The sequence below is a fragment of the Streptomyces sp. NPDC032091 genome (genome assembly GCF_055580265.1).
In genome coordinates, this window is record NZ_JBVILR010000002.1 from 313,601 (window position 1) to 337,832 (window position 24,232).

Sequence of the window (24,232 nt, forward strand, 5' to 3'; positions counted from 1 at the left end):
CACGGCACCGCTCCGTCGTCCCGCCCCAGGCACGGCCCGCGGCCGCGTACCCCGCCTCCCCGCGGACCCGGCCCGGCCCAAGCCCCCGGCGACCACTGACCGTACAGCGGTCCCCGGGCACGCGGCGGGACGACGCCGGTGCGCCCGGGCAGCTGCTCCAGCCGCGGCCTTCCCCTCCCTTTCCCCCCTCCCTCCGCACCCCGGGTGGGCGATTGCGCGTGCAGACCGGTGCCGGGCGGGGCAGGTGCGGGGGAGACATGGCAGGCCCGAGAAGGGACGGACACCGTGGAACGACCGAGGATCCTCGTGGTGGGAGCCGGATTCGCCGGGGTGGAGTGCATCCGCCGGCTGGAGCGCAGGCTGGCGCCGGCCGAGGCGGACATCGCCCTGGTCACCCCCAACTCCTACCAGCTCTACCTGCCGTTGCTGCCACAGGTGGCGTCGGGAGTGCTCACCCCGCAGTCCGTCGCCGTCTCGCTGCGGCGCAGCAGCCGCTACCGCACCCGGATCATCCCCGGCGGCGCCGTCGGCGTGGACACCCGGGCGAAGGTCTGCGTCATCCGCAAGATCACCGGCGAGCTGACGGAACAGAGGTACGACTACCTGGTGCTGGCTCCCGGCAGCATCACCCGCACCTTCGACATCCCCGGCCTCGCCGAGCACGCCCGGGGCATGAAGACCCTCGCCGAGGCCACGTACCTGCGCGACCACGTCATCTCCCAGCTGGACCTGGCCGACGCGAGCGAGGACGAGGCGGAACGGGCCTCGCGGCTGGGCTTCGTCGTCGTCGGCGGCGGCTACGCCGGCACCGAGACCGCGGCCTGCCTGCAACGGCTCACCCACCACGCCGTGAAGCGCTACCCCCGCCTGGACCACCGCCGGATCAGCTGGCACCTCGTGGACCTCGCCCCCAAACTGATGCCCGAACTCGGCGACTCCCTGGGGCGGACGGCCCTGGACATCCTGCGCCGCCGCGGCATCCAGGTCTCCCTCGGCGTCAGCGTCGCCAAGGCCGGACCCACGGAGGTGACGCTGACCGACGGCCGGGTGCTGCCCAGCAGGACCCTCATCTGGACGGCGGGGGTGGCCGCCAGCCCCCTGATCGGCACGCTCGGCGCGGAAACCGTCCGCGGCCGGCTCCTGGTGACCCCCGAGATGACGGTGCCCGGCGCGGCCGGGGTCTTCGCCCTGGGCGACGCCGCGGCCGTCCCCGACCTCGCCGCCGGACAGGAGGGCGCCGTCTGCCCGCCCACCGCACAGCACGCCCTGCGCCAGGGCCGCACCCTCGCGGACAACCTGATCGCGACGCTGCGCCACCAGCCGCTGCGGCCGTACGTGCACAAGGACCTCGGCCTCGTCGTCGACCTGGGCGGCACCGACGCGGTGTCCAAGCCGCTGGGCGTCCCGCTGCGCGGCCTCCCGGCCCAGGCCGTGGCCCGCGGCTACCACTGGTCCGCGCTGCGCACCAACGTCGCCAAGACGCGCGTCCTGACCAACTGGCTGCTCAACGCGGTGGCCGGCGACGACTTCGTCCGCATGGGCCTGCGCGCCTCCAAGCCGCCCACCCTCCGCGAGTTCGAACACACCGACGCCTACCTGACCCCGGACCAGCTACGCGCCCACACGGCGTCCCTGCCCCCCACCGACTGACCCGCCACGGGGGACCGCCCACCGGAGCCCCGCGCAGCGGTGGGGCCCTACAGGGCCCGCTCCGGGGCGGTCTCCCGGGACTGCGGGCGTTCCGGCTCGTCGGAAGGTGCGGCGGCGGCGCGGAGTGCCGCTTCGACCCGGCGGTTGCCGGTCATGGTCGCCGTGACCGCCGTCATCGCCAGGAGGAGGCCGCCGGCCGCGTAGAGCGGGGTGCGCACGTCGTAGGCGGTGGCCAGCCAGCCGCCGAGGAACGCGCCGAACGGGGCGGCGCACATGGCCAGCATGCGGGAGGTGGAGGCCACCCGGCCCATCAGCTGCGGCGGGACGATCGACTGCCGGAGGGAGGGCGCGAGCACCATCGTGGCGCCCATGCCCGCCCCGCAGACGGCGAGCGCGAGGCCGGCGACGTACGGGTTCGGGGCGGCGGCCAGGCCGAGGACGGCCAGGCCCTCGACCGCGGCCGTGCAGGTCAGCGCCGTGCCGGTGCCGAGCCGCCGGCCGAGGAAGGAGGCGAAGCCCGCGCCGAGCAGACCGCCGGTGGCCTCCGCCGTGAGGAGCAGGCCGAAGCCGAAGGTGTCGATGCCGAGCCGGTCGTGCGCGAAGAGGGCGAGTACGGTCTCCACCGCGAGGAACGCGACGTTCCCGACCGCCGGCCGCAGCGCGAGCCCGAGCAGCAGCCGGTCCCGGAACACGTACGAGGCGCCGGCCCGTGCCTGCCGCAGCAGGGACTCACGGGCCTGAGGCACCGGCCGGGGTACCGCGGGCAGCGACCGTACGAGCAGCGCGGAGAGCGCGAAGGAGACCGCGTCGGCGACCAGCGGAACCGCCCGGCCGAGCGCGAGCAGGGCGCTGCCCGCGGGCGGCCCGGCGAAGCCCGACGCGGCGGTCTGCGTGCCGCGCAGACGGGAGTTGGCGCGCTCCAGGAGCGCGGGGTCGCGGCCGAGCAGATCCGGCAGATAGGCCGTGGCGGCCGTGTCGAAGAAGAGCCCGCCGAGACCGAGCAGGAAGGCGACGCCCGCGAGCAGCGCGATGCTCAGCACGTCGAGCGCGGCCGCCGCCGCGGGTACCGCGAGCAGCGCCGCCCGCGCCGCGTCCACGACCCACATCGTGCGCCGGCGGTCCCAGCGGTCCACCAGCGCACCGCCGAGCACCCCGAAGAGCAGCCACGGCAGCGTCCCGGCGGCCGTGACGACGGCGAGCGCCAGCGGATCCCGCGTCAACGTCAGCGCGAGCAGCGGCAGCGCCGCATGCGTCACGCCGTCACCGAGCGAGGACACCGTCTGCGCGGTCCACAGCCGTCCGAACCCGGACGGGAGCTTCCGAACCTCAGAAGTCACTTGACGTCCCCTTCGGCCTGCGCGCGCGACCCCGGGTGGAACAGTGCGAAGACGAGCGACGTGTCCGGCAGCGACGGGTCGGACAGCGCCCGGTACTCGTCCGCCAGCGCCTCCAGCCGCGCCCCGAGCTCCGCGAACTGCTCGTCGGTGAGCCGCAGGTGCGCCATCCGCACGTGCCGCTCGCCGTCCGCCGGCGCGGCTTCCAGGTCCGCCACGGCGTGCCGCATCAGCACGTCCGGGCCGCCCTCGCCGGGATCCGGCAGCACGATCGACCGTGCGGCCATCGCGTAGTACCGCTCGTTGACCCCCCGCACCTTCCGCGTCCGCACCACCTTCACCAGGCCGGCCCGCTCCAGCAGCCGCACGTGATAGCTGGAACTCCCCTTCGCGAGGCCGACCCGCTCGGCGATCTGAGTGATCGTCGCCGGCTCGAAGCGGAGCACGGCCATGATCCGGTGGCGGGTGAGGTTGGAGACGGCGCGCAGTTGCTCGTCCGTGGTGACGCGAAACGTCTCGGGAAGATCATCGGTTGGCATGTCCCCAATGGTCAACGTTTCTTGACCATTGCGCAAGGGGTTTACCCGAGCTCCCCGTCCCCGCCCTCTGCCGGCCGGTCTCCCCATCCGGCGGCCGCGATCAGGTCGTACCAGTCGGGCAGGGTTCCCCGGGGGAGGTGGGGGCGGACCAGTTGGCCCGGGAAGGAGAGCGGGCCGGCCTTGTGCGGGTTGTCCAGGCACTGCGCGACGATCGCGTCGGTCAGCACGTACGCCAGGTCCTCGCGCGGCAGTTCCGCGTGCACCAGGTCGGCGAAACCGGCGGGGAGCAGGTCCCGGCCCCGGCCCAGGATGTCGACGGTGATGCCGGCGTGGCAGAGCATGACCTCCGGTCCCTTGCGGTCGCCGATTCCTTCGAAGGTGTGCAGGGCGATGGCGTCCCAGACGACCGCCGCCCGGTCCTCCGCCATGCCGTGCTCGCGCAGGAACCGGACGGCCAGGTCCGCCCCGTCGACCTCGAAGCGCGCGTCGCCGTTGCCCGCGTCGCTGACGCCGATGTCGTGGAGCACGCTCGCCACGAACACCAGCTCGTCGTCGTAGTCGGCGCCCGCCCGCAGCGCCCGTGCCCCGCCGATCGCCCGTGCGAACAGATAGCCGCGCAGGCTGTGGCGGAAGACGACGGGATCCGTGAGCTCCGCGGCGTAGCGCAGGGCGGAGACGGCCAGTTCGGAGCGCGGGAGGTCCACGCCGGCGTACGAGGAGGGCGGAGAGGGTGGCTGCTGCACGGTGAGGCGTCCTTCGTGTGACGTGCCCCGGGCGAGACCGGGGCCGGGGGAGGGGGGAGGGGGTGACAGGACGATCCTGCGGGTACGGGAGCCGCCCCGACAGTGGCACGAATGACACCGTCCGCTACGTTCTGGCCATGGCTGTTGTGGCGATTCTCGCGCTCGACGGGGTGCTCCCGTTCGAGCTGTCCGTGCCCGGTCAGATCTTCGGCAAGGCGAACGAAGTGATGGGCCGGGACCACTACGAACTCCGCGTCTGCGCGGCGGGCCGCCGAGCGGCCACGGCAGCCGGATACGGCGGACTCGACCTGAGCACCCCCTGGGACCTCGACGGCCTCCTGGACGCCGACACCGTCGTGATCCCCGGTCACGCCACGTTCCTGGACGAGCCCCCCGCTCCCGCGCTCGGGGCGCTCCGCGCCGCGGCCGGCAACGGGGCCCGCATCGCCTCCCTCTGCGTGGGCGCCTTCACCCTCGCCGCCACCGGCCTGCTGGACGGGCACCGGGCCACCACCCACTGGCACCACGCCGCCGAACTCGCCCGCCGCCACCCCGCCGTCGACGTCGACCCCGGCAGCCTCTTCGTCGACAACGGCACCCTGCTCACCTCGGCGGGCATCGCGGCCGCCCTCGACCTGTGCCTCCACCTCCTGCGCCGCGACCTGGGCGCCGCGATCGCCGCCGGCACGGCACGCCACACCGTCATGCCCCTGCAACGCGACGGCGGCCAGAGCCAGTACGTCGAACACCCCGCCCCCGACGCCCCCGGCACCACCCTCCAACCCACCCTGCGCTGGCTGGAAACCCGCCTCCACGACCCCCTGACCCTCGACGACATCGCCCACCAGGCCTCGATGAGCATCCGCAGCCTCAACCGCCACTTCCGCGCCCAGACCGGCACCACCCCGCTCCAATGGCTGCTCCGGGCCCGGGTCCGACGGGCCCGTGAACTCCTGGAGACCACCGCCATCCCCGTGGAACGCATCGCGACCGAGACCGGCTTCGGCTCCCCCGCCGCCTTCCGCCGCCACTTCTCCCGCCACGCCGGGGTCTCCCCCCAGACCTACCGCTCCACCTTCGGCACCCCGAACGCCCCCGGCTCCGGGAGCGTCAGCCCGCGTCCGGCAGGAAGGGGAGGTAGTCAGGCTCCGGCCCGGACGGGATGACCGCACAGCTCGCCTCGGGGAGCTCGTTCCACATCCCCGGCAGATCACCGAGCGGCTCGGACACCACGATCCGGGTGTCGTCGGAGATCTCACGGAGGTAGCCGAGATCCGGGTGCAGGTGGCGGACGGTGTCGGCGCTGCTGCTGTAGAACAGGGACCGGGACGCGCCCCGACTGGAGTACCGGAACGCCCAGACGTGCTGCCCGTCGCTCACCGCCACCGTCATCTGGAGCGGCTCCGGCACCCCGTGCTCCTTGCCGAGCCGCTCCACGAACCCGGCCATCCTGGCGACCGCGCCCCGCACGTCCTGGTCGAGCCCGAAGGTCACGGCCAGGTAGAACATCACCTCGGAGTCGGTCGACCCCTCCATGCACGGGAAGAGCACCGGGTCGACGGCCATGCACAGGTCCCGCTGGAGCCGGTGGAACTCCGCGATGGAGCCGTTGTGCATCCACAGCCACCGGCCGTGACGGAACGGGTGGCAATTGGTCTGCTGGACCGCCGAGCCCGTCGAGGCGCGCACGTGCGCGAAGAACAGCGGGGAACGGACGTGCCCCGCGAGTTCCCGCAGGTTGCGGTTGTTCCAGGCCGGTGCGGTGTCCCGGAAGACCACCGGTGTGCCGTCCCCGTCCGCGCCGTACCAGCCGACGCCGAAGCCGTCGCCATTGGTGGTTTCGACGCCCATCCGCGCCCGGAGGCTCTGGTTGATCAGCGAATGCTCCGGCCGGTAGAGCACGGCGTCGAGCAACACGGGCGAACCCGAGTAGGCGAGCCAGCGGCACATCCGCACCACCTCGTTTGTTTCGCGGCCTGCTCCTCCCGGACGGCGGCACCGGGCGGCTCCCCGAGCCGTGACCTCCTCACCCTCACGGTAATCCGCCGGCGCCGCCGCGGCAGCCCGCCGCGGCAGCCCGCCGCGCACTGCCGACGGGCGCGGTGGCCGGGCTCACCGGGACCGCGACGGCATCCGGCACCGGCCCGGTGCCCGGCACGGTCGGCGACGCGGCTCTCCCGGCGGCCAGTGGCCCTGCTCGGCGCTCAACGCGTGAACGACCGCCGGTAGGAGCGCGGCGGGACCCCGCGGCGGCGGACGAACTGCTCGCGCAGCACCGCGGCGCTGCCGTACCCGACCCGCCGGGCGATCTCCTCGACCGGCAGGTCGGTGGTCTCCAGGAGCTCCTCGGCGCTGCTCAGCCGCAGCGCGCGCAGCCAGGCGTGGGGGGTGGTGCCGGTCGCGGCGGCGAAGCGGCGGGCGAAGGAGCGCTTGCTCATCAGCGCGCGACGGGCCAGCTCCGCGACGGGGAGCGGCTCGTGGAGGTGGGCGCGGGCCCAGGCGAGCACCTCGGCGAGGCGGTCGTCCCGGCAGTTCTCCGGTACGGGCGCGCTCAGGTACTGGGCCTGCCCGCCCTCGCGGTGGGAGGGCAGCACCATCTCCCGGGCGACGGCGTTGGCGGTGGAGGCGCCGTGCTCGCGGCGCAGCAGGTGCAGGCACAGGTCGAAGCCCGCGGCGGCCCCGGCGCCGGTGGCGACGCGGCCCTCGTCGACATAGAGGGCGTCGGCCTCGACGGTGACGTCCGGGTGGCGTTCGGCCAGCAGGCCGGCGAACCGCCAGTGGGTGGTGGCCCGCCGGCCGTCGAGCAGCCCGGCGGCGGCGAGGGCGAACGTGCCGACGCAGTGGGCCGCCACGAGCGCCCCGCGCGCGTGCGCGGCGGCCAGCGCTTCGAGGACCGGCGGGGCGGGCGGCGTACGGAACCCGGCCCAGGGCAGCGCGATCACGAGGTCCGCCCGCGCCAGCCGGTCCAGGCCGTGCGTGAGGGCGAGGGGCACCCCGAGGTCGGTGGGTACGGTCCCGGGGCGGTCGGTGCACAGGCCGAAATCGAACGCCGGCGCCCCCGGCCCCCTCGGCCCGAACACCTCGGTGACGATACCGACGGCCAGCATGCCGACGCCGGGCGGGGCGTAGGCGGCGACGCTGAGGAAGGGCTGCTGCACGGAGGCAGTCTGCCAGGGGTGGACACGTCGGCCGCCGGCACCTCGGCAGGAAGTGGCACGAAACCTGCGATCGGTGTCATCAGTGCCACTCGTGGCCCGCCCGGCCCCCGGCGAGGATGGGGTCATGACCGACGCACCGGCCGGCCGCAGCGCCGCCTACACGATCCTGAACACCGGTTACACCAGCTCCACCGGCCCCGGCGTAGCCGCCACCGTCTCCTACGTCACCGACGGCGGCCGGCACATGGTCTTCGACCCGGGCATGGTGGCGAGCCCGGACGACATCCTCGGCCCGCTCGCCGAACTCGGCCTCACCGCGGACGACATCACCGATGTGGTGCTCAGCCACCATCACCCGGACAACATCATGAACGCCGGACTGTTCCCCCGGGCCCGGGTCCACGACCACAAGGCGGAGTACAACGGCCACCAGTGGCACGACCGCGACGCCGAGGGGTACGAGCTCACCCCCTCGCTCCGGCTGATCCGCACCCCGGGGCACAGCCCGGAGGACATCACCCTGCTGGCGGGCACGGAATCCGGAGTGGTGGCCTTCGCCGGAGACCTGTGGTGGCACGCCCAGGGCCCGGCGGACGACCCGGTCGCCCCCGACCGCGAGGCCCTGCGCACCGCCCGACTCCGCGTCCTGGCGGCGGCGGACCTGATCGTCCCGGGCCACGGTGCCCCGTTCGCGGCGGGCGAGAACGTGCCGCTCTGACCGCGATCCGCTCGTCTCCCCACCCGGGAGGGCCCTCAGGCCGCCTTGCCGTCCCTCTGCTCCTTGAAGACCGCGGTCATGTCCGCGACGTCGGCCGCGGGCGGCACCTCGACGGTCCTCGTGCCTCCGAACGACAGGAAGTCGAGCGATATGCTGGTCGTGCCCATGACCTGGTTCAGCCGGGCCGGGGCGCCCTTCTCGTCCAGCCACACGTCCATCACGACGTCGCCGGAAAGCCCCAGGCTCTTGTGCATGTCTTCGGCGGCGGATCCCAGCTTGGCCGGGGGGATCGACGCCCGGTAGTGCTTGGTGTTCTTCCCGTTGACGGTCTCCACACCCACCCAGGCGGCGTCCTGGGCGTACTTCAGGCCCTTGAGGCCGGCCGTCGGGTCACCCTGCCCCTGGGCCATACCGGCTGCGCCCTTCTCGCCGACGACGGCGGCCGCCTCGACCTTCAGCCAGGACTTGCCCTCGTACGGGCCGCTGCCCATGGGGTCGACCCGGTAGTAGTAGGAGCCGTTGACGAGGCGGATGGTGACCGTGCCGTCCTTGACCAGGTTTTCCATGTGGGCGTCCTTGGCCGGCATCGCCGTCTCCATGGCCAGACCGCCGTCGCCCCACGAGTAGAGGCCCTTCATCGTCACCGTCTTGCCGCCGGTCGCCGGGCCCGACATGGTGGCGCTGATCTCGGCCGAGCCCGCCTTCGAGGCCTCGTCCGAGACATGGGACAGCGCTTGGACCACCGTCTCAGCCGACTCACCGGCGGCCTTCTGCGTCACGGCCACGGCGGAACAGCCCGCCGTGCCCACCACCACGGCCACCACGGCCACAGCCGCGACGAGACCGGTCGCAGTCCTGGTCTTCCTGGTCTTCATTTCCCCACCCTTTGCACGCTCATGGAGCCTGTCCGCCGGCAGCGCGCCACCCCGCGGACCCCCTGACAGGCCAGAATCGATGGATCATCGCACGCGCCTCGGACATCACACCCTGCGCCCCCGTCGGCTCCCGTCGGCCGACGCCCGGAGAGAGTGACGAAGCGCTCCTCACTCCACGGCCCCGGGACCTGATCGGTGCGGGGGGCCGTCCCCTCCGCGTGACCCGCCGACCACGCGGCTATCCTCGGCAGGGTGGTCGCGCCCTGCGCGCGCTCCGACTCGGAGCGCCTCGCGCCTTCGGCGTCGTCCTCCGCGACACGGCGCGGTCACTCCGGCTTCTTCGGAGCCGGCAGCAGCGCCGCCAGTACCAGCACGACGACGGGACCCCACTTGACCTCGATGCCCGCAGCACGTGTGCCGGGACGGACCTGGACGGTCCGCCTCACCGGCCACCCCGACCACACCGTGTCCGTCACGTGCAGCACCGCCGCCTGCCGGATGCCGCCCCGCTCGAAGGACGCCGCGGGCATGCGCCGCTTTGCCGCGGAACACGCCAAAGCCCACGGTCGGATCGCCGGTGCCCGGCCCAACGCCGCCTGCAGCTGCGGCAGCGCAGGGTGCGCCCTCCACGAGACCCGCGTTCACTGCGCCGGGACCAGCTTGCTGGTGCTCGTGCACAACCCGGCCGTGGGGCAGCTCTGGAACCTGGCCGAGGTCTGCCAGGCCTGCGCCCGGCACATCCCGCACCTCACCATTCTGGCCACGCCCAAGTCCGCCGTCGCCGCGCCCGCGGCCCCGTCCGCGGAGCAGCCGGCGCAGCGCGGCGCGGTACCGGGCGGTTTCTCCTCACCCCAGGCCGCGCCCGACCCCGAGCCGCGGCGGCGCCGCACCCACCGCCAGCACCGCTCTCGGGGCTGAGCCCTCAGGCCGCGCGGGCAGACGGGCCGGCCTGCGCGTGTTCATGCACTTCCGTGCGGGCCGGAGGGGGAGCTACCGCAGGGGGCCGAAGGCGGGTGGCCAGGGGTGGGTCCCGGCAGGACCGGGGTCGCCGTGCTTCCATTTCGGGTCGTACGCGCAGGGCACGGAGGCACTGCCGGTGAAGTACTCGCGGTCCGGGTACCAGGTGAAGGACATCCGCTCGTTGCCGTCGTCCCGCTGGACGAACAGCTCCCACGACCCGCCCGGCTCGCCTTCGCTGTGGGACGTGACCTCCCAGCCCTTGTCCACGAGGAACCGGCGCAGTCGGCGCAGGCCCGGGACCGCCTGGCTCGCCGGCACGTGGTCGAGCGCCCAGGTGTGGTCCATGGAGTAGGCGCCGTCGATGGCCTTGTCGTCCAGCCCCAGCAGGCCGCCGTCGTAGCAGTAGCCGGGATCGAGCGTGTTCTCCGTGCTGACGCCGATCTTCTCGACTCCAGGAGCGATGGTGCGCGTGAAGCCCAGGACGGTGTAGGCCTCCTGGGAACGCTGGACGGCACGGCCTGCCATCTCCTCGGGCGCGACGCGGGGGAGGTCCGTCGAGGCCCATGCGCCCCATGCGAGCACGCAGACCAGAAGGAACACGCCGACGAGGGCGGCCCCGCCGCATCCGAGAGCGCCGAGGGCGCGGGAGGAGCCCTTCGGCTCGGACGCATCCGGGGTGGCGGCAGGGTCGTGCGCGGTCTCGTCGGGCATGAGCGCACCTTAGGCAGGCACGGCCGCCCGGCGGATGAGCCCGACGACCGGCCCATGTGAGTACGCGTACTCACATGGGCCGGCCCGGCTCTCTGCTCGCAGGCCCGGCCACCGGGCCAGGCCCCTGGGGTACTTGGGGGCGGGTAGGACGGGGTGGACCAGGCCGAGGGCGCAGGTGGCGAGCCCGCCGGTGGGGGAGTCGACGACGTACGCGCGGGCGTCACCGCCGTCCTGGAGGCGTAGGGCGAGCTGGTCGGCACACGTGGCGAGCCAGGCGTCGTCGGGGGGTTCGCTGAGGATGTTCTCCGACCGCAGGCGGGCGATCTCGGCGGCATCGGCAGGGGTGGCGAGGCGCGGTTCGGGCACAGAGGTCCTTCCTCGGACTAGGGATGTTGGGCGCGGAGGCGGCGCAGGGTGCGGTGGCCGCGTTCGGTCACCTCGGGGTCGTCGTGGCTGGTGCCGTAGGCGATGCCGGAGACGGCGTCGAAAGCGGCCTCGCAGTCCAGGCGCAGCTCCTCGGCGGAGGTGAGTGCCCGGCCGTACCCGTCGAGGAACGCCGCGCGCAGGTCCGGCCGGCCGGTCCAGGTGTCGCTCAGCCGCACCATGTCCCGGGTCGCGGTGTTGTACTCGGAGCGCTCGAAGTCGAACAGCAGCGGTTCCCCGTCGTCGTCCAGCAGGACGTTGCGGTACTGCAGGTCCCCGTGCGTGGGCACGAGCGGGGGCTCGGGGAGGTCCGCACATGCGCGGGCCAGGGCGAGGACCAGCTCCTCGTCCCCGTCGGCCAGGTAGGGGCGAGCTCCGTCCAGATGCCGTTTGGCCGTGGCGGTTGCGGTTGCGGTTGTGGCGGCCGTGGCGGGCTGCTCGGGTGCGCTCCGGTGGAGGGTGCCCACGAGACGGCCCAGGGCCCGCTGGACGCGTGCCTCGTCGGCGGCGCTGAGGGCCATGCCGTGCAGCGGGTGGCCGGGCAGTGCGGTGACGACGATGGCCTGCGCTGCGGTGTCGGCGGCGACGAGACGGGGAGCGCGCGCCCCGAGGGCCGGCACCCATGACCGGTACGCGGCGACTTCCCGGTCATGGAACCGCCCCCCGCGGTGCCTCTTGAGGTACCAGGCGCCGCCCCCGGGCCCGGCCAGATGCCATACCCGGCTGCCGGTGCGCACCCAGGACACCTCCGTCGCCTCCGCGATCCGGCCGACGGCCTGCTCGGCGAACACCCGCAGCCCGTACGGCACCTCCGTCCCGCCGACGGGCGGTCCGCTCAGCAGGCTGGTGCGGTCGGGGCCGTCCGGCCGATGCTCGACCGCGTCGCCCGGCCGTTGGAAGTGCACGGCGGCGGGCAGACCGGCGCCGTAGGCGTCCAGACCGGCCCGGCAGTACGCCACCATCGGCGCGGGCAGGGCGTCCAGCGGGTACCAGTCCATGCCGTCGCACCGGTCCGGCTCCATGATCCGAGGCCGGCCCGACCAGCGGCGGGCCTCGAAGAAGACACCGAGACGGGAGCGGGATCCCACCGGTGGGCGGTGGTGGACGGTGACCGCCGCGGTCACGTCCTCCGACTGGATGCGCACGCCGGTTTCTTCAAGGGCTTCCCGGATGACGGCCTCAAGCATGTCCTCGTCGGGTTCGAGGTGCCCGGAAGGCAGATGCCACAGGCCCGACGCGTACACCGGTCCGGCCCGGCGGGACAGCAGCACCTCCGGCCGGCTCTCGCCGTCGCGGCGCAGGATGAGGTGCACGTCGACCGGCACCGTATGCCGGGCCCCGCCGCTCACCGCGCGGCCCCGGGGCGGGGGGTGAGCAGCACCGTGAACACGCCCACCTCGTGCCGGAGCCTGTCCTGCGCCTGCGGGAGCAGGAGGACGCTGCGGAGGGTCCACGCGCGGTGGAAGGGGATGCGGTGCTCGGCGATGCCGCTGAACGCGGATTCGGCGAGGTCGAGAGCGACCCGTCCCGTGCCGGCGTCGAGGTCCGGCAGCGTGGGTGCCTGCGCCCCGTCCGGTTTGGGGCGGTGGCGGGTGGAGGAGTAGTCCAGGGACACGGGTCTCCGATCTCGTGGTACGGGTGGGCTTCAGCTGTGGAGGTGGTCGCGGGTGTCGGGGACCGGGGTCAGCCAGGGCACGGCGTTCTCGCGGTAGCTCTGGTTGACCGGAACCAGGTCGGGCGGGTTGCCCAGAGCGGAGAGGGTGACGGCGATGCTGGTGGACTCGTCGTCGAGGGCACAGAATCCGGCCAAGGGGAAGGAAACCCAGGACATCAGCGGGCCACCGGACAGGGCCTGGCCGTGCCCACAGCTGTAGGTGTGTGGATAGTCGGGCTCCCCGGTGACCGTGAACCGCACCTTCCCGCACAGGCAGCCACCGGACCGGGCAGCGGTGGAAGTGGGGGTGGGCGAGGTCATGGGGTGGACTCCTCTGGAGCAGATGCGCGCCGGCGTGCAGGGCGAGTAGCGGTCCTCGGCCGGCGGGTGGGCTCGTCCTGTTCACCAGCCCAGTTGGGAATAGGGGCGGCCTTCGGAGATGGCGGTGATGGCCGTGCGGGTGTAGGAGACGATCCGGTCCGGGAGTTCGTGCCGCGGCCACCACTGCCAGGTCAGACACTTGTCGGGCTCGCGAACCTCGGGGGTGCCCTCCCACCGGCGCGCCCGGAAGACGAGCTGCATCAGGGGCAGGCTGCCCGGGGCGTCGACGACGTGGACGACGTGCGCGAGCTCCACGTCCGCTGGGTCGATGACCAGCCCCGCTTCCTCCCGCGCCTCGCGGACCAGGCAGGCGAGGGCGGACTCCCGCTCGCACCGTCCGGCGAGGTAGTGCCAGGTGTCGCCCGCGTACTTCGAGTCGGGGTGACGCAGGCCGAGCAGTACTCGGCCTTCGGCGTCTTCGACGTGGAGGTGGACTCCGATGCCGTTCAGCACCACCCGGCTGCCCCCGTCCCACACGGGAGGAGCCGCGGCCGGCTCGTTGTCCGGGGGGTTCTCGGCCGCGTGCCGGCGGATCAGGTCCCGGGTGGCGGGGCTCAGGCGCAGCCGGTCCAGTTCGTCGGGCGCGAACCAGCGCAGCAGCACACCCTCGTGCAGCCGCAGACGGTCGGAGTCGCCGCGCCAGCGGCCGGCGAAGACCCGGACCGGGATGCTGAGGCCGTCGATGCTGGTGGCGGCCTCCACGGCGTAGGGCTTCACGTCCTCAAGGCGGAGGTCGGGCACCTCCTCGGACAGCTCCCGCAGCAGGGTGGCCTCAAGGCTCTGGTCGTCGTGCGTGCGGCCGCCGCCGAGTAGGGCGAACGCCCCCGACTGCCGGATGAGGCCGGGCTTGTGGTCGCGCAGATGAAGCAGGTAGCGGCCGGCCCCGTCGTGGATCAGCACGGAAGCGTTCACCGGCTCCGGCCTGCCGTCCAGGCCCGCCGCGAGCAGTTTCGCGCGCAGTGTCGACGAGGTGACCTCCGGCTGCGGGAGCCACTGGGCGCCGGAGACCTCCTCGTCCTGCGGCACGATCGTCGGCGGCTCCTCGCCGACGAGGTAGAAGACGTAGCGGAAGTCGTAGTGGAAGTGGGCCGGTTCCCCTCTGGACGGGCGGGCGTGGATGTCGTGGACATCGATGTCGATCGGAGAGCCGAGCAGCTGCCGGGTCAGGCACAGGGAGCCCGGCGCGATCCCGGCCTCCTCCGCCGCCTCGCGCAGCGCCGCGGCGAGCAGGGTGCGGTCCTCGGGCTCGACGTGGCCGCCGGGAGTGAGCAGGTGGCCGCCGGTGGCCAGGTGCCGGAGGTGCAGGACCCGGCCCTGCCGGTCGATGATGACAGCGCTGCACGTGATGTGCCCGGGCAGCGTCGTCCGGGCGGTCGCGTCGACGGGCCGGTCCAGCGCGGCGAGGAGTCCGGCCAGGGCGTCACGCTCGCCGGGGTGCCGGCCGAGGTACGCCTCGACGGTCCTGCGGATCGCGGTGGAGCCGCTGCCCGTGGCTCCGGTCTTCGGGCCGCCCGCGATCGCGTCGCTGTCTGGTTCGACTGACGTCAATGTGTTCCCCCTCGTGGACGTGATGGTGGCGTCGCCGTGTTCAACGACGCCGCATGATTTCGAGCACCTGTTCCTTTCGGACGTGTTGTGCGCCCGGTGATTCAGCGGTTTTCCGAAGGTGTGCGGTGCACCGACCCTTGCCGCGCAAGGGCACCGGGCTCGGGGGCGATTGGCCGAAACGCCGACGGTCGGGCGCTGCGGCGGTCGGCTGTCAGCGAGCGCCCGTCGCCGGGGCGTCGCCCTGCTCGCCCGGGGTGCACGGCGCGTGGCTACGCTGCAGTGCGCAGCGACGTCAGCAGAACTGCCGCGAGGGTGCCGGCTTCGGTGATCCGGCCGTCCTGGCACATCGCCACCGCCTCCTCCAGGGCGACCCAGCGCAACTCCATGTCGGCCTCGCTCGGGTCCCGATGGTGCTCGCCGAGGTTCAGCTCCCGGGCCAGGTAGAGGTGCTCGCGGGTACGCGCGCCGGCGGGCATCCGCCACATCGTCGTCAGCGGCTCGACCTCGGCAGCGTGGATGCCGGTTTCCTCTGCCAGTTCCCGGCGCGCGGCCGTCAACGGGTCCTCGCCGGGATGGCATCCGCCACCGGGGCACATCAGCAGCCGCTGCCCGCACACATGGACGTTCTCCTCCACCAGGGCGATCCGGCCCCGGTCGTCGAGGGCCACAACGCGTACGCCGTCGACGGACTCGACGTACTCGTAGGTCCCCATGCTCCCGTCGGTGCGCCGGACCGAGTCACGGCGAACCACGACCCGGACTCCCGTGTACTGGACGGTCGAGGAAAGCGTGCTCCAGCCGTCGATCATGTTCACTCCTGTGGTGACCGTGCTGTGTCGGTGGGAGGCACATGGCTGCCTGCTTGTGGCGCGACCTGACGGCACCAGGTCCCGACCAGGTGCCGGGGTCCCGGTGCAATGCCCGTCCCTTGGCGGGTACTTGAGAGCCTATTCGCCCACCTTAGGGCCGGTCGGATCGGAAGGTGAGCGGCTCGGCTGCGATTCCCTCGTCGGGGGTTCGCGCGCGGTGTGACCCACGAGGTGGTGGTCCCCGGCCTCGAGACGGCGGAACTCGACGAGGCATGTCCGCGCTTCACCGTGGAACTCTTCCCGGACGGGAGGGGCCGACGGACGGAGGAGCTCCGGGGCGAGGGTGGCGGCGCGTACGTCACCGCGCCCCACGTCCCCGACGGCGAGCGCTGGACGGAGCGGCCCGCCTTCGGGGAGTGGCCGCTGCCTTCGGTACGGGTCCACGGGCTCACGGGACCCCCGTCCTTCGAGACCGTCGAGGCGGCCGACCGCAGCGGGGGGCCGGCCCCGGCCACCTGCTGGCGTCCGCCCCGCCCCGCCCCGCGCGGGCTGGGGTCGATCGCCGAGCTGTTCCGGCCCGGCGTGCGCGTGACCGACGCGGCTACCACCCCGAGCTGACGGTCGTGGAGCCGCGCCGGACCGCAACCGTGCGCGTCGGCGACGTCCCCGTCGTGAGCTGAGAGCCTCCCGGCCGTACGGGGGCCTCACTCCATGTACCTGCTGCGCACCTGGGACCGGGCCTCCAGCGGTGAACTGGGGGCCTTCGCGACCACGGGGGACGGCCTGTCCCGCCTGGGGCGGCCGTTTCGAGTCCGGTGGGGTGGTCGCTGCCCCAGGGGCGCGCGGGCTCCGCCGGCGTTTGGTGGTCTGACGGCGGGGTACGGTGTCGAGCCGAACTTCCCATCCCCTTTTCCGGACAGGCGGCAGCCGTGACGGCGGACATCCGCGTACCTCTGACCCCGCGGACGCCGGGAGGCTTGAGCCGGCGCGCCCGGTACTTCGTGCAGGCGCACGGGCTCCTCGTCCCCCGCCGCGACCTCCGGCTCTGCCGCGAGGACTGGCTCGAACACGGCGTACCCGCGGGGGAGATCGACCGTGCCGTGGCCTTCCAGGAGCGGTGGGGCGGAATCGCCCTCCCCCCGGCTCCCGCGTACGAGGGCGGCCCGCGCGTTCTGGAAGCCGATGTGCCCGAGGTCTCGGCCGGGGAGGGATGGCGGTTCCCGGCCGGCGATTGCCGTGTCTCCATGGCCTATGGGTTCATGATCGGCCCGAGGGGCGAATTCGGCATCGACGCCGACCGCTGGACACCGCTGCACGCCGGCACGGAGGGCTGGGTGGAAGCCCTCGCGCTGGCCGCCCACGCGAGCCACTGGGCCAAGACCATCACCAAGGTCGAAGGCGCCGCCGTCAAGGAACTCGACCTCGACGGGTTCGAGCCCGTACCCGAAGTCCAGGGCCTCGCCGACACCTGGTGGCGGGGCAAGGACTCGCTCATCGCCATCTACCGCGGCGAAGCCTCGGGCTTCGACGCCCCTCGCCGCCTGAGGGCCCACATCTACGGCGGTCTCGACGCGTGGGGCCTGAGCGGCCACTGACCGGGGCGCTCCCGTGGGGCGGCCGGCGCGGTCGCCGTCAGCCGGTGATCGAGAAGAAGATCGAGCCGTCCTCCGCCCACCACCAGGTCCCCTGGCCCTCCTTCCACTCCGAGGCCCAGCCGTCGAGGGCCTTGACGAGTTCCCCCAGGTCGTACCGGAGGTCCGGGTCGATCCGGTCCAGGACCGCGCGGTACGCCTCCACCGCGGGGACGGCCTTCTCCAGTGGCCAGCAGCCGATCTCCGGGGAACCGTCCACGGGGTGGGGGATGGGGAACCCGATCTCCGAGGGCGGGCCGCTGAAGACGTACTGCCACGGCAGCAGTTCCGCGGGGACACCCTCCGCGCTCAGCGCTTCGTCCAGGGCCGAGAAGAAGGTGACGGGGCTGCGGTAGCTCGCCAGGGTGGCGGGGTCGCTCGCGTTGTGGTCGATGATGATCTGGAGGGCCGCGTAGTAGGCGCACCCGGCGGGGGCGGCGGAGGAGTCGGCCCGGCCGGATATCAGCTCCTCCAGGGCGTCCGGAACCGACAACCCCCAGTCCACGCCCTGGTAGTCGAGGCTGTCCTGACGCGCCCGCGCCGTCGCCCGCATGTTCTCCAGGCGTCGTGATTCGTCGGCGCTCAGGTCCGCCGCGGGCACGAACCGCAGGACCTGACCGCGGTTCGCCATGCTGTAGTTCACTACCTTGCTCATGCGTCCATCCTGCCCGAGGGCACTGACAACGCCGGTGTCCGGGCCGCACGTCATCCGGGCGGCGCCGCCCCCGCCGGTCGCGCCGCCGCCCCCGCCCCGAGTCCTCAGCGCGCGGTCGCCACTCGGGCGGCGTAGTGCGCCAGTTGGGCTCGCAGCCGCTCGCGCGGTACGCCCTCCCCTGTGGTCAGGCGCTCGACGAGGTCGGCCCGGGTGGCGGCGAGGAGGGCGTGCGCGGCGAAGCCGGCGTCCGTCAGGCCCGGGACCTGCTCCACCACGGACCGGAGCACCCCGTGCCACCAGTCGTAGTGGCCGGCCTGGTACGGGCTGCTGCTCCCGGCCTCCTCCAGGGCCAGTGCGAGGCGGCGGTTGTCGAGTTTGAAGCACAGGAGGGCGTCGAGGAGGGCGGGCACCCGCTCCTGCGGCGGGGTGGCGGGCCCGAGGGGCGGCGGCCCCGTCTCCACCGCCTCCCGTACGGGTTCCAGCCGGGCCTCGTACAGCGCGCGGAGCAGGCCGGACCGGTCGCCGAAGGCGCGGAAGAGGGTGCCCTTGCCGACGCCCGCCGCCGCCGCGATGTCGGCCATCGTGAGGTCCTCGGGGCTCTCGGAGCGGCCGAAGAGGGCGTCGGCGGCCTCCAGGACGGCCTGTCGGTTGCGGGCCGCGTCCTTGCGGGGTTTGCGCTCGGTCACGCCGTTCCTTTCCGTGGAGCGGATTGAAAAACGGACCCCGGGTCCGTATTGTTCGTCGAAGCGGACTCAAGGTCCGTTTTCCATGATGGAGGAGAGGATACCCATGTCCGTACCCGTGTCGCCCTCCCCGGCGGATCTCTACCGCCACGGCCTCCAACTCCTGCTCGACCAGGACATCTCCGGCTGGGTGGGCCTGTGGGCGGAGGACGGGGTGATGGAGTTCCCGTTCGCGCCCCCGGGATGGCCCCGGCGGCTGGAGGGACGGGAGGCCGTCGCCGCCTACATGCGCCCGTACCCCGAGCACATCGACCTCCACGACTTTCCCGAGGCCGACCTCCGGATCCACGAGACCGGCGATCCGCGGACGATCGTGGCCGAAATGCGCGGCGTCGGCCGGCTGGTGGCGTCCGGACGCCCCTTCGACATGACGTACATCGCCGTGGTCACCGTCGAGGACGGCAGGTTCACCTCCTACCGCGACTACTGGAACCCGCTCGCCGCCCCCGACACCGGTGCCGACATCGACACCGATGCCCATGCCCATGCCCATGCCAGGGACAGCCGATGACGACGAACGGACACACCCCCGCCCCCGGCACCACGCTCGTCATCGGTGCCACCGGCACCACCGGCAGCCGCACCTGCGCGCAGCTGGCTGCCGCCGGCCGTGCGGCCAAGGCGGCCAGCCGCAGGGCCACCCCGGTCCCGGGCGCCGCAGCGGTCGCCTTCGACTGGTACGACGCCGGCACCCACGACGCCGCCCTCGACGGCGTGGACCGCGTGTACGTGGTTCCGCCCGTGGGCGACCCCGACCCCGCGGCCGTCGTCCTGCCGTTCCTGCGCCGCGCCCGTGACGCCGGCGTGCGACGCGCGGTGCTGCTGAGCGCCTCGTCCGTCGAGGAGGGCGGTCCGGCCGTGGGCCGGGTGCACGCGGCGCTGCCGGGCATCTTCGACGAGTGGGCGGTGCTCCGGCCGTCCTGGTTCATGCAGAACTTCACCGGAGATCACCTCCACGCGCACGGCATCCGCACCGACGGGATCATCCGCACCGCCACCGGGACCGGCCGGGTCGGCTTCGTCGACGCCGAGGACATCGCGGCCGTGGCCGTCCGCGCCCTGACCGACCTGCGCGCCCCCGACGCCGATCTCGTCCTGACCGGACCCGAGGCCCTCGGCTACGACGACGTCGCCACCGTCGTCGCGGAGGTCACCGGACGGCCCGTGGTCCACCGCTCGCTGCCCCGCGAAGAGCTGCGCGTCCGCCTGGCCGCGCTGATGCCCGAGCAATTCGCCACGCTCCTCGCCGACATGGACGAGGCCATCGCCCAGGGGGCCGAGGACCGGGTCACCGACACCGTCCGGTCGGTCACCGGGCGCCCCGCGCGCGACTTCCGTTCCGTCCTGGAGCGGGAGACGGGCCACGGGAGCCGGCGGGTCGGCGGGTGACGTCTTCCTGTGCCACCCGTTCCCGGTGCACGCGCAGCCGCACCACGGTACCGGCCGGTAGTGGGGATGCTGGAGGGATGAGAGACCCCGAGCCCGAGCCCGCGCCCGGCCCCGACGGAACGGTCGCGACGATCGGGGTCGAGGAGGAGTTCTTCCTCGTCGACCCGCACACCCGTCTGGTCGTGCCGGCCGGGCCCGCCGTGGCAGCCCGTGCCGCGGCCGACGCGGGGGACCGGGTGACGGAGGAGTTCGCCCTCTGCCAGGTCGAGGGGCGTACCCGACCCTGCCGGTCCGCCGGCGAGCTGCGCCTGGAGCTGGAGCAGGTGCGCGGGGCACTCGTCGCGGCGGCCCGCGCCGAGGGCGTCCGCCTGTGCGCGTCGGGCACCGCGGTGCTCCAGGAGCCTGGGCCGGTGGAGGTCGCCGGCCATCCCCGCTACCGGGCGGGGCGCCTGCAGTACCGCAGCATGATGGACGACTTCGCCGTCAGCGCCCTCCACGTCCACGTCCACCTGCCCGACCGGGAGCTCGCCGTACGCACGGCCAACCACCTGCGCCCCTGGCTGCCCCTGCTGATCGCGGCGAGCGCCAACTCGCCCTACCACCGCGGCCTCGACACCGGCTACGCCAGCTGGCGCACGGCCATCCGCCACCGCTTCCCCTGCCTGGGCCCCCCGCCCTACGCCGCCTCGTGGGAGGAGCACGAACGCCTGGCCGTCACGATCGCCGGCACCGAGGCGATGCTGGACGCGCAGACGCCGTTCTGGGACCTGCGCCCCAATCCCCGGCTGCCCACCCTGGAGGTGCGGGCCATGGACGTCCTGCAGGACCTCGACGACACGGTCGCCTTCGCCGTCCTCCTGCGCGCCCTCGTGGGCACCGCCGCCGCCCGGGCGCGCGGCGGGGACCCCGGGCCGCGCTGGGAGGCGGAGGTGCTGCGGGCCGCCTGCTGGCGGGCCGCCCGGGACGGATGGAGCGGCGAGGCCTTCCATCCGGTGACGGGCCGCTCGTGCCCGGTCGCGGAGCTCGCCGGCGAACTGATGGCCCTCGTACGCCCCGCGCTGGAGGAGGCCGGGGACCTGGACGAGGTCACCGGCCTGTTCGACCGGCTGGCCGAGCGCGGTGACGGCGCGGCCCGGCAGCGGGCCTGGGCGGCCGCAGGGGCCGGGCCCGCGGCGGTGGTGGACCGGCTCGTGCCCGCCACGGCACGCGGCACCAGCGGTGGCGGTCAGGGTGGCGGTGGGGGTGGGGTCAGCGGGCGGCCAGCGTGGTGACCAGGACGTCGCGGTGGCCGGGCCTGCCGGCGTCCTCCGGCTGGACGGGTGAGACGGCGTGCCAGGTCGCGCGGTCGTCACTGAGCAGGAGCGTGCCCGGCTCGCTGAGGGTGGCGGCCGCGATCTCCGTGCCCTCGGCGTCGTAGACGGTGCTGCGGCCCCCGGTGACGTTCCGGCGGCCGGCCAGGAGCGAGGACACCAGCGTGACGCCGTCCTTGTGGCGCCCTTCGGGCGTGGGCTGCCCCAGGCTGCCGGACCGGGCGACGACGCGGAACGGGTGCACCCGTACGACCCACTCGTCGGCGTCGTCCAGCCCCGCGGCGACGTCGCCGAGCAGCCGGATCAGGGCGTCGAGCACCGGCTCGGCCCGGAACGCGTCGGTGAGCGGTTCGAAGCGGCGCTCGACGTCCACGTAGAGCGGGTTGCTGTCGTCGGGCTGTACGAAGACCTCGTGGGGGAGGGGTGTGAGGCCGCCGCCGTTCCGGGGCAGCAGGAACTGTCCGTACCGGCGCAGCCGGCTCGTCCCCTTCTCGGCCGCGTAGGGGTCGGCGGCGAGGTCCTCCCAGTGCCCGTCGAGCCGCGCCCACTCCGTGGGGGCCACGCCCAGGCAGCGGGAGAGCACGGCCGGGGGCATCAGGTACCAGCCACGGGAGGCGACCATCCGGCGCGCTTCCGCGACCGCGCGCCCCGCCTCGTCCTCCGTGTCCCGCGTGTCCGCCCTGTCCGTCCTGTCCGCCATGTCCCCATGCTCGCGCCTGCCCGCCGCCCCGGCAGCCCGCAGCGTCCACGACGCCTCCGAGCGGGTGAGAAGCCCGGAGCGGCCGCGCCCCGCCGGGGTCGGCGCGGACGGCCGTCCCGGCCCGCCCCCCGACGGACGGTGACGCGCGTCATGCCGGACGTCAGCCGCTTCCGGCTACGCTGGCCGTCCACGAGCGGAGCAGCGCAGCTTCGCGCCGCAGCTCGCGGACCCGGCACGGGCCAGGGCGAGCACGCCCCCGAGGAAGCCGCCGTGTCCGCCGATCTCGCACCCGTCATAGCCGCCGGCACGCACTGGCTGCTGACCGCCTTCCCGCCCCCCGCGGGCGCGTTCAACCAGGCCTTGGCCGAGGCCCAGGCCCGGCAGGCCGTCACCCTCGCCGCGACCCTGCGCTACCCGACGCCGCTCGACGTGGAACTCCTGCACCTCCTCGGTCCGGGCGGCAGCGCGCGGCTCGACTGGCTGACGGGCGCCGATCACCGGGACGACCCCGACGACGGGGCCGGCTGGCGGTCCTGGGTGGACGAGACCGTCGTCAGCTGGGCCGCCTGCCTCCTCGCGGCCCCCGCCCTCGCCGCCGACGCCCACCACCGTGCCGATCGGGGCGAGGCCGGGGAGCTCACCCGGCTCACCCGCCCCGGCGCGCACGAACACGCCGCCGCACCCCTGCTGCGCCACCCCGACCTGCTCGAACCGGTCGCCTCCCTCCACCGGGCGCCCCTGCTGGACCTCCTGGACCTCCTGGGCACCGAGAACGCCGCCCTGGGGCTGTAGCCGGCCCGGGCCGCCTTCCCGGCCTCCACCGACCCCACTGGCCCCTACAGCCGGCAGGTCGGCAGGTCAGCCGCAGGTCACCGGTCGACGGGGAAGGCCGCCTGAAAGGCCAGCCGACGGCCGGCCTCCGCGCCGAGGCGGGCGAGGAGGTCGTCCAGCGCGAGGTACTCCTCCCACGGCTCGCTGCCCGTCGCCGCGGCCAGCTCCCGCACGAGCCTGTCCTCCAGGTCGGGGACGCGCTTGTCCTTCCAGATCTTGTCGGCGGTGCTGACCAGGAGGTCCTCGATCGTCACGTCGGGGCCGTCCCAGCTCGCATGGGTGGCGGCGAACCTGGCGAGGCCGGGCGCGAAGCCGTGCCGCAGGAGGAGGTCCCGGCCGGCCGCCTCGTGGGCCGATCCGGGCCCGGAGAGCTCCTCGGGGTGCAGGGTCTTGCCCACGTCGTGGGTCGCCGCACCGATGAGGACGGCGTCGCGGTCCACCGCCAGGTCCGGATACCGGTCCCCCACCCAGTCGGCCAGTTCGACCGCGACGTCGTGGACCGCGCGCAGGTGCGCCGCCAGACGGGGCGGCGCCTGGAGGCAGCGCAGGAGTTCCGCCACGACGGGCGGCAGCGGCCTCAGGGGCGGCTCCGCCGGGGCGTCGAGGGCACGGGACAGGGAGTCGTACGGCGTCGAAGTCATCCTGGTGACCGTACCGGTGCCGGGGTCAGCCGGTGGTGAGAGCTCGTTCGAGGGGTGTGCGCAGGCTGGGCCGAAAGCGCATGTCGCCGAGGAACGCGGTCAGCCGGGCGGTTTCGGCGGTGAGGGACCGCCGGAGTTCGGGGGTGGGGTGGGTGCCGGGCAGGAGGCGGGTGGTGATGCGGCCGTCGGGTCGTTGGGCCCAGCCGCCGATGACGTGGCCGTTCCACCAGAGGGTGGGGCCGATGTTGCCGTTCGCGTCGAACAGGTCGGGAATATGGCCGGGTTCGAGGTACCAGTCGCGGTGGCGCCAGCCCATGGGGGTGGGGTCGAGGCCGGGCAGCAGGGCGATGGCCGGCTCCGGCGCGGGCGGGGCGTCGAGGTGTTCGGGCAGGGCGTGTCCGGGCCCGCCGGACAGGTCGACGTCGAGGGCGGGGGTGCCGGCGAGGGCCCGGCGGGTGTCGGTGAGGGTCCAGCCGGTCCACCAGCGGACGTCCTCGGTCGTGGCGGGCCCGAACGCGGTGAGGTAGGCGGTGGCGAGCTCGGCCCGGGCCCGTTCGGCGGGGAGCTCGGCGTGGGGTTCGGCGAGGGTCCACCGGAACTGTGAGGAGGCCCAGCTGCCCAGGGGCCGGCCGCGCCGGATACGGCCCTCGCCGGCCGCGAGCCAGTCGGCGTCCCGGCCGAGCTGTTCGGCCGGCACCTTCAGCAGGCCGCGACGCTCGCGGGCCGCCACGGCGCGTGCGGTGGAGGCGTCGACCACGCCGGCGAGGGTGCGGGGGACGACGAACATGGTGCGCCGCACGCACAGCATCCGCACCGTGCAGGGCCACCA

General features: G+C 74.0%; 29 protein-coding genes. 10 read left to right on the forward strand and 19 right to left on the reverse strand.

The window, feature by feature from the left end:
* The first annotated feature begins 285 nt into the window (after positions 1-285).
* Positions 286-1,650, forward strand: a complete 1,365-nt coding sequence (locus tag ACZ5NJ_RS04395) for an NAD(P)/FAD-dependent oxidoreductase (protein ID WP_468762619.1) — start codon at positions 286-288, stop codon at positions 1,648-1,650.
* Between the two features lie 47 nt (positions 1,651-1,697).
* On the opposite strand, the gene ACZ5NJ_RS04400 is transcribed toward ACZ5NJ_RS04395, so the two are convergent.
* From ACZ5NJ_RS04400 to ACZ5NJ_RS04410, 3 genes are read right to left on the reverse strand one after another with little or no spacing between them, the layout of a single operon-like run.
* Positions 1,698-2,987, reverse strand: coding sequence for an MFS transporter (locus ACZ5NJ_RS04400; protein WP_468762621.1), 1,290 nt, complete (start codon positions 2,985-2,987; stop codon positions 1,698-1,700).
* Entirely contained in the window at positions 2,984-3,523 is a 540-nt protein-coding gene (locus tag ACZ5NJ_RS04405; RefSeq protein WP_468762624.1) for an ArsR/SmtB family transcription factor, read from the reverse strand. Before ACZ5NJ_RS04405 ends, ACZ5NJ_RS04400 begins: the two co-directional genes overlap by 4 nt.
* A 41-nt stretch (positions 3,524-3,564) precedes the next feature.
* Entirely contained in the window at positions 3,565-4,266 is a 702-nt protein-coding gene (locus ACZ5NJ_RS04410; protein ID WP_468762626.1) for an HD domain-containing protein, read from the reverse strand.
* A 137-nt stretch (positions 4,267-4,403) separates the two neighbouring features.
* On the opposite strand from ACZ5NJ_RS04410, the gene ACZ5NJ_RS04415 reads away from it, so the two are divergent.
* Positions 4,404-5,432, forward strand: coding sequence for a GlxA family transcriptional regulator (locus ACZ5NJ_RS04415; protein WP_468762628.1), 1,029 nt, complete (start codon positions 4,404-4,406; stop codon positions 5,430-5,432).
* On the opposite strand, the gene ACZ5NJ_RS04420 is transcribed toward ACZ5NJ_RS04415, so the two are convergent.
* On the reverse strand, positions 5,377-6,216 hold the full coding sequence (locus ACZ5NJ_RS04420) for a class II glutamine amidotransferase (RefSeq protein ID WP_468762630.1): 840 nt from the start codon (positions 6,214-6,216) through the stop codon (positions 5,377-5,379). The genes ACZ5NJ_RS04415 and ACZ5NJ_RS04420 overlap by 56 nt on opposite strands.
* A gap of 254 nt (positions 6,217-6,470) precedes the next feature.
* Positions 6,471-7,373, reverse strand: a complete 903-nt coding sequence (locus tag ACZ5NJ_RS04425; protein WP_468763143.1) for a GlxA family transcriptional regulator — start codon at positions 7,371-7,373, stop codon at positions 6,471-6,473.
* A gap of 175 nt (positions 7,374-7,548) precedes the next feature.
* Here ACZ5NJ_RS04425 and ACZ5NJ_RS04430 point away from each other — a divergent pair, with 175 nt between their 5' ends.
* Complete coding sequence (locus ACZ5NJ_RS04430) at positions 7,549-8,142, forward strand: MBL fold metallo-hydrolase (RefSeq protein ID WP_468762632.1); 594 nt, start codon at positions 7,549-7,551, stop codon at positions 8,140-8,142.
* 35 nt (positions 8,143-8,177) lie between these two features.
* Here the strand turns inward: ACZ5NJ_RS04430 and ACZ5NJ_RS04435 are convergent, their stop codons facing one another.
* Both ACZ5NJ_RS04435 and ACZ5NJ_RS04440 read right to left on the reverse strand, forming a co-directional pair.
* Positions 8,178-9,017 (reverse strand): SCO4651 family lipoprotein, encoded by an 840-nt coding sequence (locus ACZ5NJ_RS04435; protein WP_468762634.1) that lies wholly within the window; start codon positions 9,015-9,017, stop codon positions 8,178-8,180.
* Between the two features lie 326 nt (positions 9,018-9,343).
* Entirely contained in the window at positions 9,344-9,547 is a 204-nt protein-coding gene (locus ACZ5NJ_RS04440) for a hypothetical protein (protein ID WP_468762636.1), read from the reverse strand.
* 136 nt (positions 9,548-9,683) lie between these two features.
* On the opposite strand from ACZ5NJ_RS04440, the gene ACZ5NJ_RS04445 reads away from it, so the two are divergent.
* A complete protein-coding gene (locus tag ACZ5NJ_RS04445) occupies positions 9,684-9,935 on the forward strand; it encodes a hypothetical protein (protein WP_468762638.1) in 252 nt (83 codons plus the stop codon).
* A 72-nt stretch (positions 9,936-10,007) separates the two neighbouring features.
* Here ACZ5NJ_RS04445 and ACZ5NJ_RS04450 read toward each other — a convergent pair whose 3' ends face one another.
* From ACZ5NJ_RS04450 to ACZ5NJ_RS04480, 7 genes are all read right to left on the reverse strand, one after another.
* Positions 10,008-10,688: a hypothetical protein gene (locus ACZ5NJ_RS04450; protein ID WP_468762640.1), complete on the reverse strand. Its 681-nt coding sequence runs from the start codon at positions 10,686-10,688 to the stop codon at positions 10,008-10,010.
* Between the two features lie 9 nt (positions 10,689-10,697).
* Positions 10,698-11,054, reverse strand: coding sequence for a hypothetical protein (locus ACZ5NJ_RS04455; protein ID WP_468762642.1), 357 nt, complete (start codon positions 11,052-11,054; stop codon positions 10,698-10,700).
* A gap of 17 nt (positions 11,055-11,071) precedes the next feature.
* Positions 11,072-12,424 (reverse strand): phosphotransferase, encoded by a 1,353-nt coding sequence (locus ACZ5NJ_RS04460; protein ID WP_468762643.1) that lies wholly within the window; start codon positions 12,422-12,424, stop codon positions 11,072-11,074.
* A gap of 32 nt (positions 12,425-12,456) precedes the next feature.
* Positions 12,457-12,726 (reverse strand): hypothetical protein, encoded by a 270-nt coding sequence (locus ACZ5NJ_RS04465; protein WP_468762644.1) that lies wholly within the window; start codon positions 12,724-12,726, stop codon positions 12,457-12,459.
* Between the two features lie 30 nt (positions 12,727-12,756).
* The gene (locus ACZ5NJ_RS04470; protein WP_468762646.1) at positions 12,757-13,086 is read right to left on the reverse strand and encodes a GFA family protein; all 330 of its coding nucleotides are present in this window, start codon (positions 13,084-13,086) and stop codon (positions 12,757-12,759) included.
* 81 nt (positions 13,087-13,167) lie between these two features.
* Positions 13,168-14,664 (reverse strand): NUDIX domain-containing protein, encoded by a 1,497-nt coding sequence (locus ACZ5NJ_RS04475; RefSeq protein WP_468763145.1) that lies wholly within the window; start codon positions 14,662-14,664, stop codon positions 13,168-13,170.
* 299 nt (positions 14,665-14,963) lie between these two features.
* Positions 14,964-15,503, reverse strand: coding sequence for an NUDIX domain-containing protein (locus tag ACZ5NJ_RS04480; protein WP_468762648.1), 540 nt, complete (start codon positions 15,501-15,503; stop codon positions 14,964-14,966).
* A 219-nt stretch (positions 15,504-15,722) separates the two neighbouring features.
* Between ACZ5NJ_RS04480 and ACZ5NJ_RS04485 the strand changes: the two genes are divergently transcribed.
* Both ACZ5NJ_RS04485 and ACZ5NJ_RS04490 read left to right on the forward strand, forming a co-directional pair.
* Positions 15,723-16,121: a hypothetical protein gene (locus ACZ5NJ_RS04485; RefSeq protein ID WP_468762650.1), complete on the forward strand. Its 399-nt coding sequence runs from the start codon at positions 15,723-15,725 to the stop codon at positions 16,119-16,121.
* Between the two features lie 311 nt (positions 16,122-16,432).
* Positions 16,433-17,098 (forward strand): hypothetical protein, encoded by a 666-nt coding sequence (locus ACZ5NJ_RS04490; protein ID WP_468762653.1) that lies wholly within the window; start codon positions 16,433-16,435, stop codon positions 17,096-17,098.
* Between the two features lie 37 nt (positions 17,099-17,135).
* Here ACZ5NJ_RS04490 and ACZ5NJ_RS04495 read toward each other — a convergent pair whose 3' ends face one another.
* Both ACZ5NJ_RS04495 and ACZ5NJ_RS04500 read right to left on the reverse strand, forming a co-directional pair.
* Positions 17,136-17,789 (reverse strand): DUF7691 family protein, encoded by a 654-nt coding sequence (locus ACZ5NJ_RS04495; protein WP_468762655.1) that lies wholly within the window; start codon positions 17,787-17,789, stop codon positions 17,136-17,138.
* Between the two features lie 104 nt (positions 17,790-17,893).
* On the reverse strand, positions 17,894-18,475 hold the full coding sequence (locus tag ACZ5NJ_RS04500) for a TetR/AcrR family transcriptional regulator (RefSeq protein ID WP_468762657.1): 582 nt from the start codon (positions 18,473-18,475) through the stop codon (positions 17,894-17,896).
* 103 nt (positions 18,476-18,578) lie between these two features.
* Here ACZ5NJ_RS04500 and ACZ5NJ_RS04505 point away from each other — a divergent pair, with 103 nt between their 5' ends.
* The 3 genes from ACZ5NJ_RS04505 to ACZ5NJ_RS04515 all read left to right on the forward strand — a co-directional run bounded on the left by ACZ5NJ_RS04505 (position 18,579) and on the right by ACZ5NJ_RS04515 (position 21,192).
* Entirely contained in the window at positions 18,579-19,043 is a 465-nt protein-coding gene (locus tag ACZ5NJ_RS04505; RefSeq protein WP_468762659.1) for a nuclear transport factor 2 family protein, read from the forward strand.
* Positions 19,040-19,921 (forward strand): NAD(P)H-binding protein, encoded by an 882-nt coding sequence (locus ACZ5NJ_RS04510; protein ID WP_468762661.1) that lies wholly within the window; start codon positions 19,040-19,042, stop codon positions 19,919-19,921. Before ACZ5NJ_RS04505 ends, ACZ5NJ_RS04510 begins: the two co-directional genes overlap by 4 nt.
* Positions 19,922-19,998: 77 nt before the next feature.
* The gene (locus ACZ5NJ_RS04515; protein WP_468762663.1) at positions 19,999-21,192 is read left to right on the forward strand and encodes a carboxylate-amine ligase; all 1,194 of its coding nucleotides are present in this window, start codon (positions 19,999-20,001) and stop codon (positions 21,190-21,192) included.
* Here ACZ5NJ_RS04515 and ACZ5NJ_RS04520 read toward each other — a convergent pair.
* Complete coding sequence (locus tag ACZ5NJ_RS04520) at positions 21,170-21,931, reverse strand: 2OG-Fe dioxygenase family protein (RefSeq protein WP_468762664.1); 762 nt, start codon at positions 21,929-21,931, stop codon at positions 21,170-21,172. The two genes, ACZ5NJ_RS04515 and ACZ5NJ_RS04520, sit on opposite strands and share 23 nt — an antisense overlap.
* 270 nt (positions 21,932-22,201) lie before the next feature.
* Between ACZ5NJ_RS04520 and ACZ5NJ_RS04525 the strand changes: the two genes are divergently transcribed.
* Entirely contained in the window at positions 22,202-22,723 is a 522-nt protein-coding gene (locus ACZ5NJ_RS04525) for a hypothetical protein (RefSeq protein WP_468762666.1), read from the forward strand.
* A gap of 77 nt (positions 22,724-22,800) precedes the next feature.
* Here ACZ5NJ_RS04525 and ACZ5NJ_RS04530 read toward each other — a convergent pair whose 3' ends face one another.
* Complete coding sequence (locus ACZ5NJ_RS04530; RefSeq protein ID WP_468762668.1) at positions 22,801-23,403, reverse strand: HD domain-containing protein; 603 nt, start codon at positions 23,401-23,403, stop codon at positions 22,801-22,803.
* A 25-nt stretch (positions 23,404-23,428) separates the two neighbouring features.
* Positions 23,429-24,211, reverse strand: a complete 783-nt coding sequence (locus tag ACZ5NJ_RS04535; protein WP_468763147.1) for a DNA glycosylase AlkZ-like family protein — start codon at positions 24,209-24,211, stop codon at positions 23,429-23,431.
* Positions 24,212-24,232 lie beyond the last annotated feature (21 nt).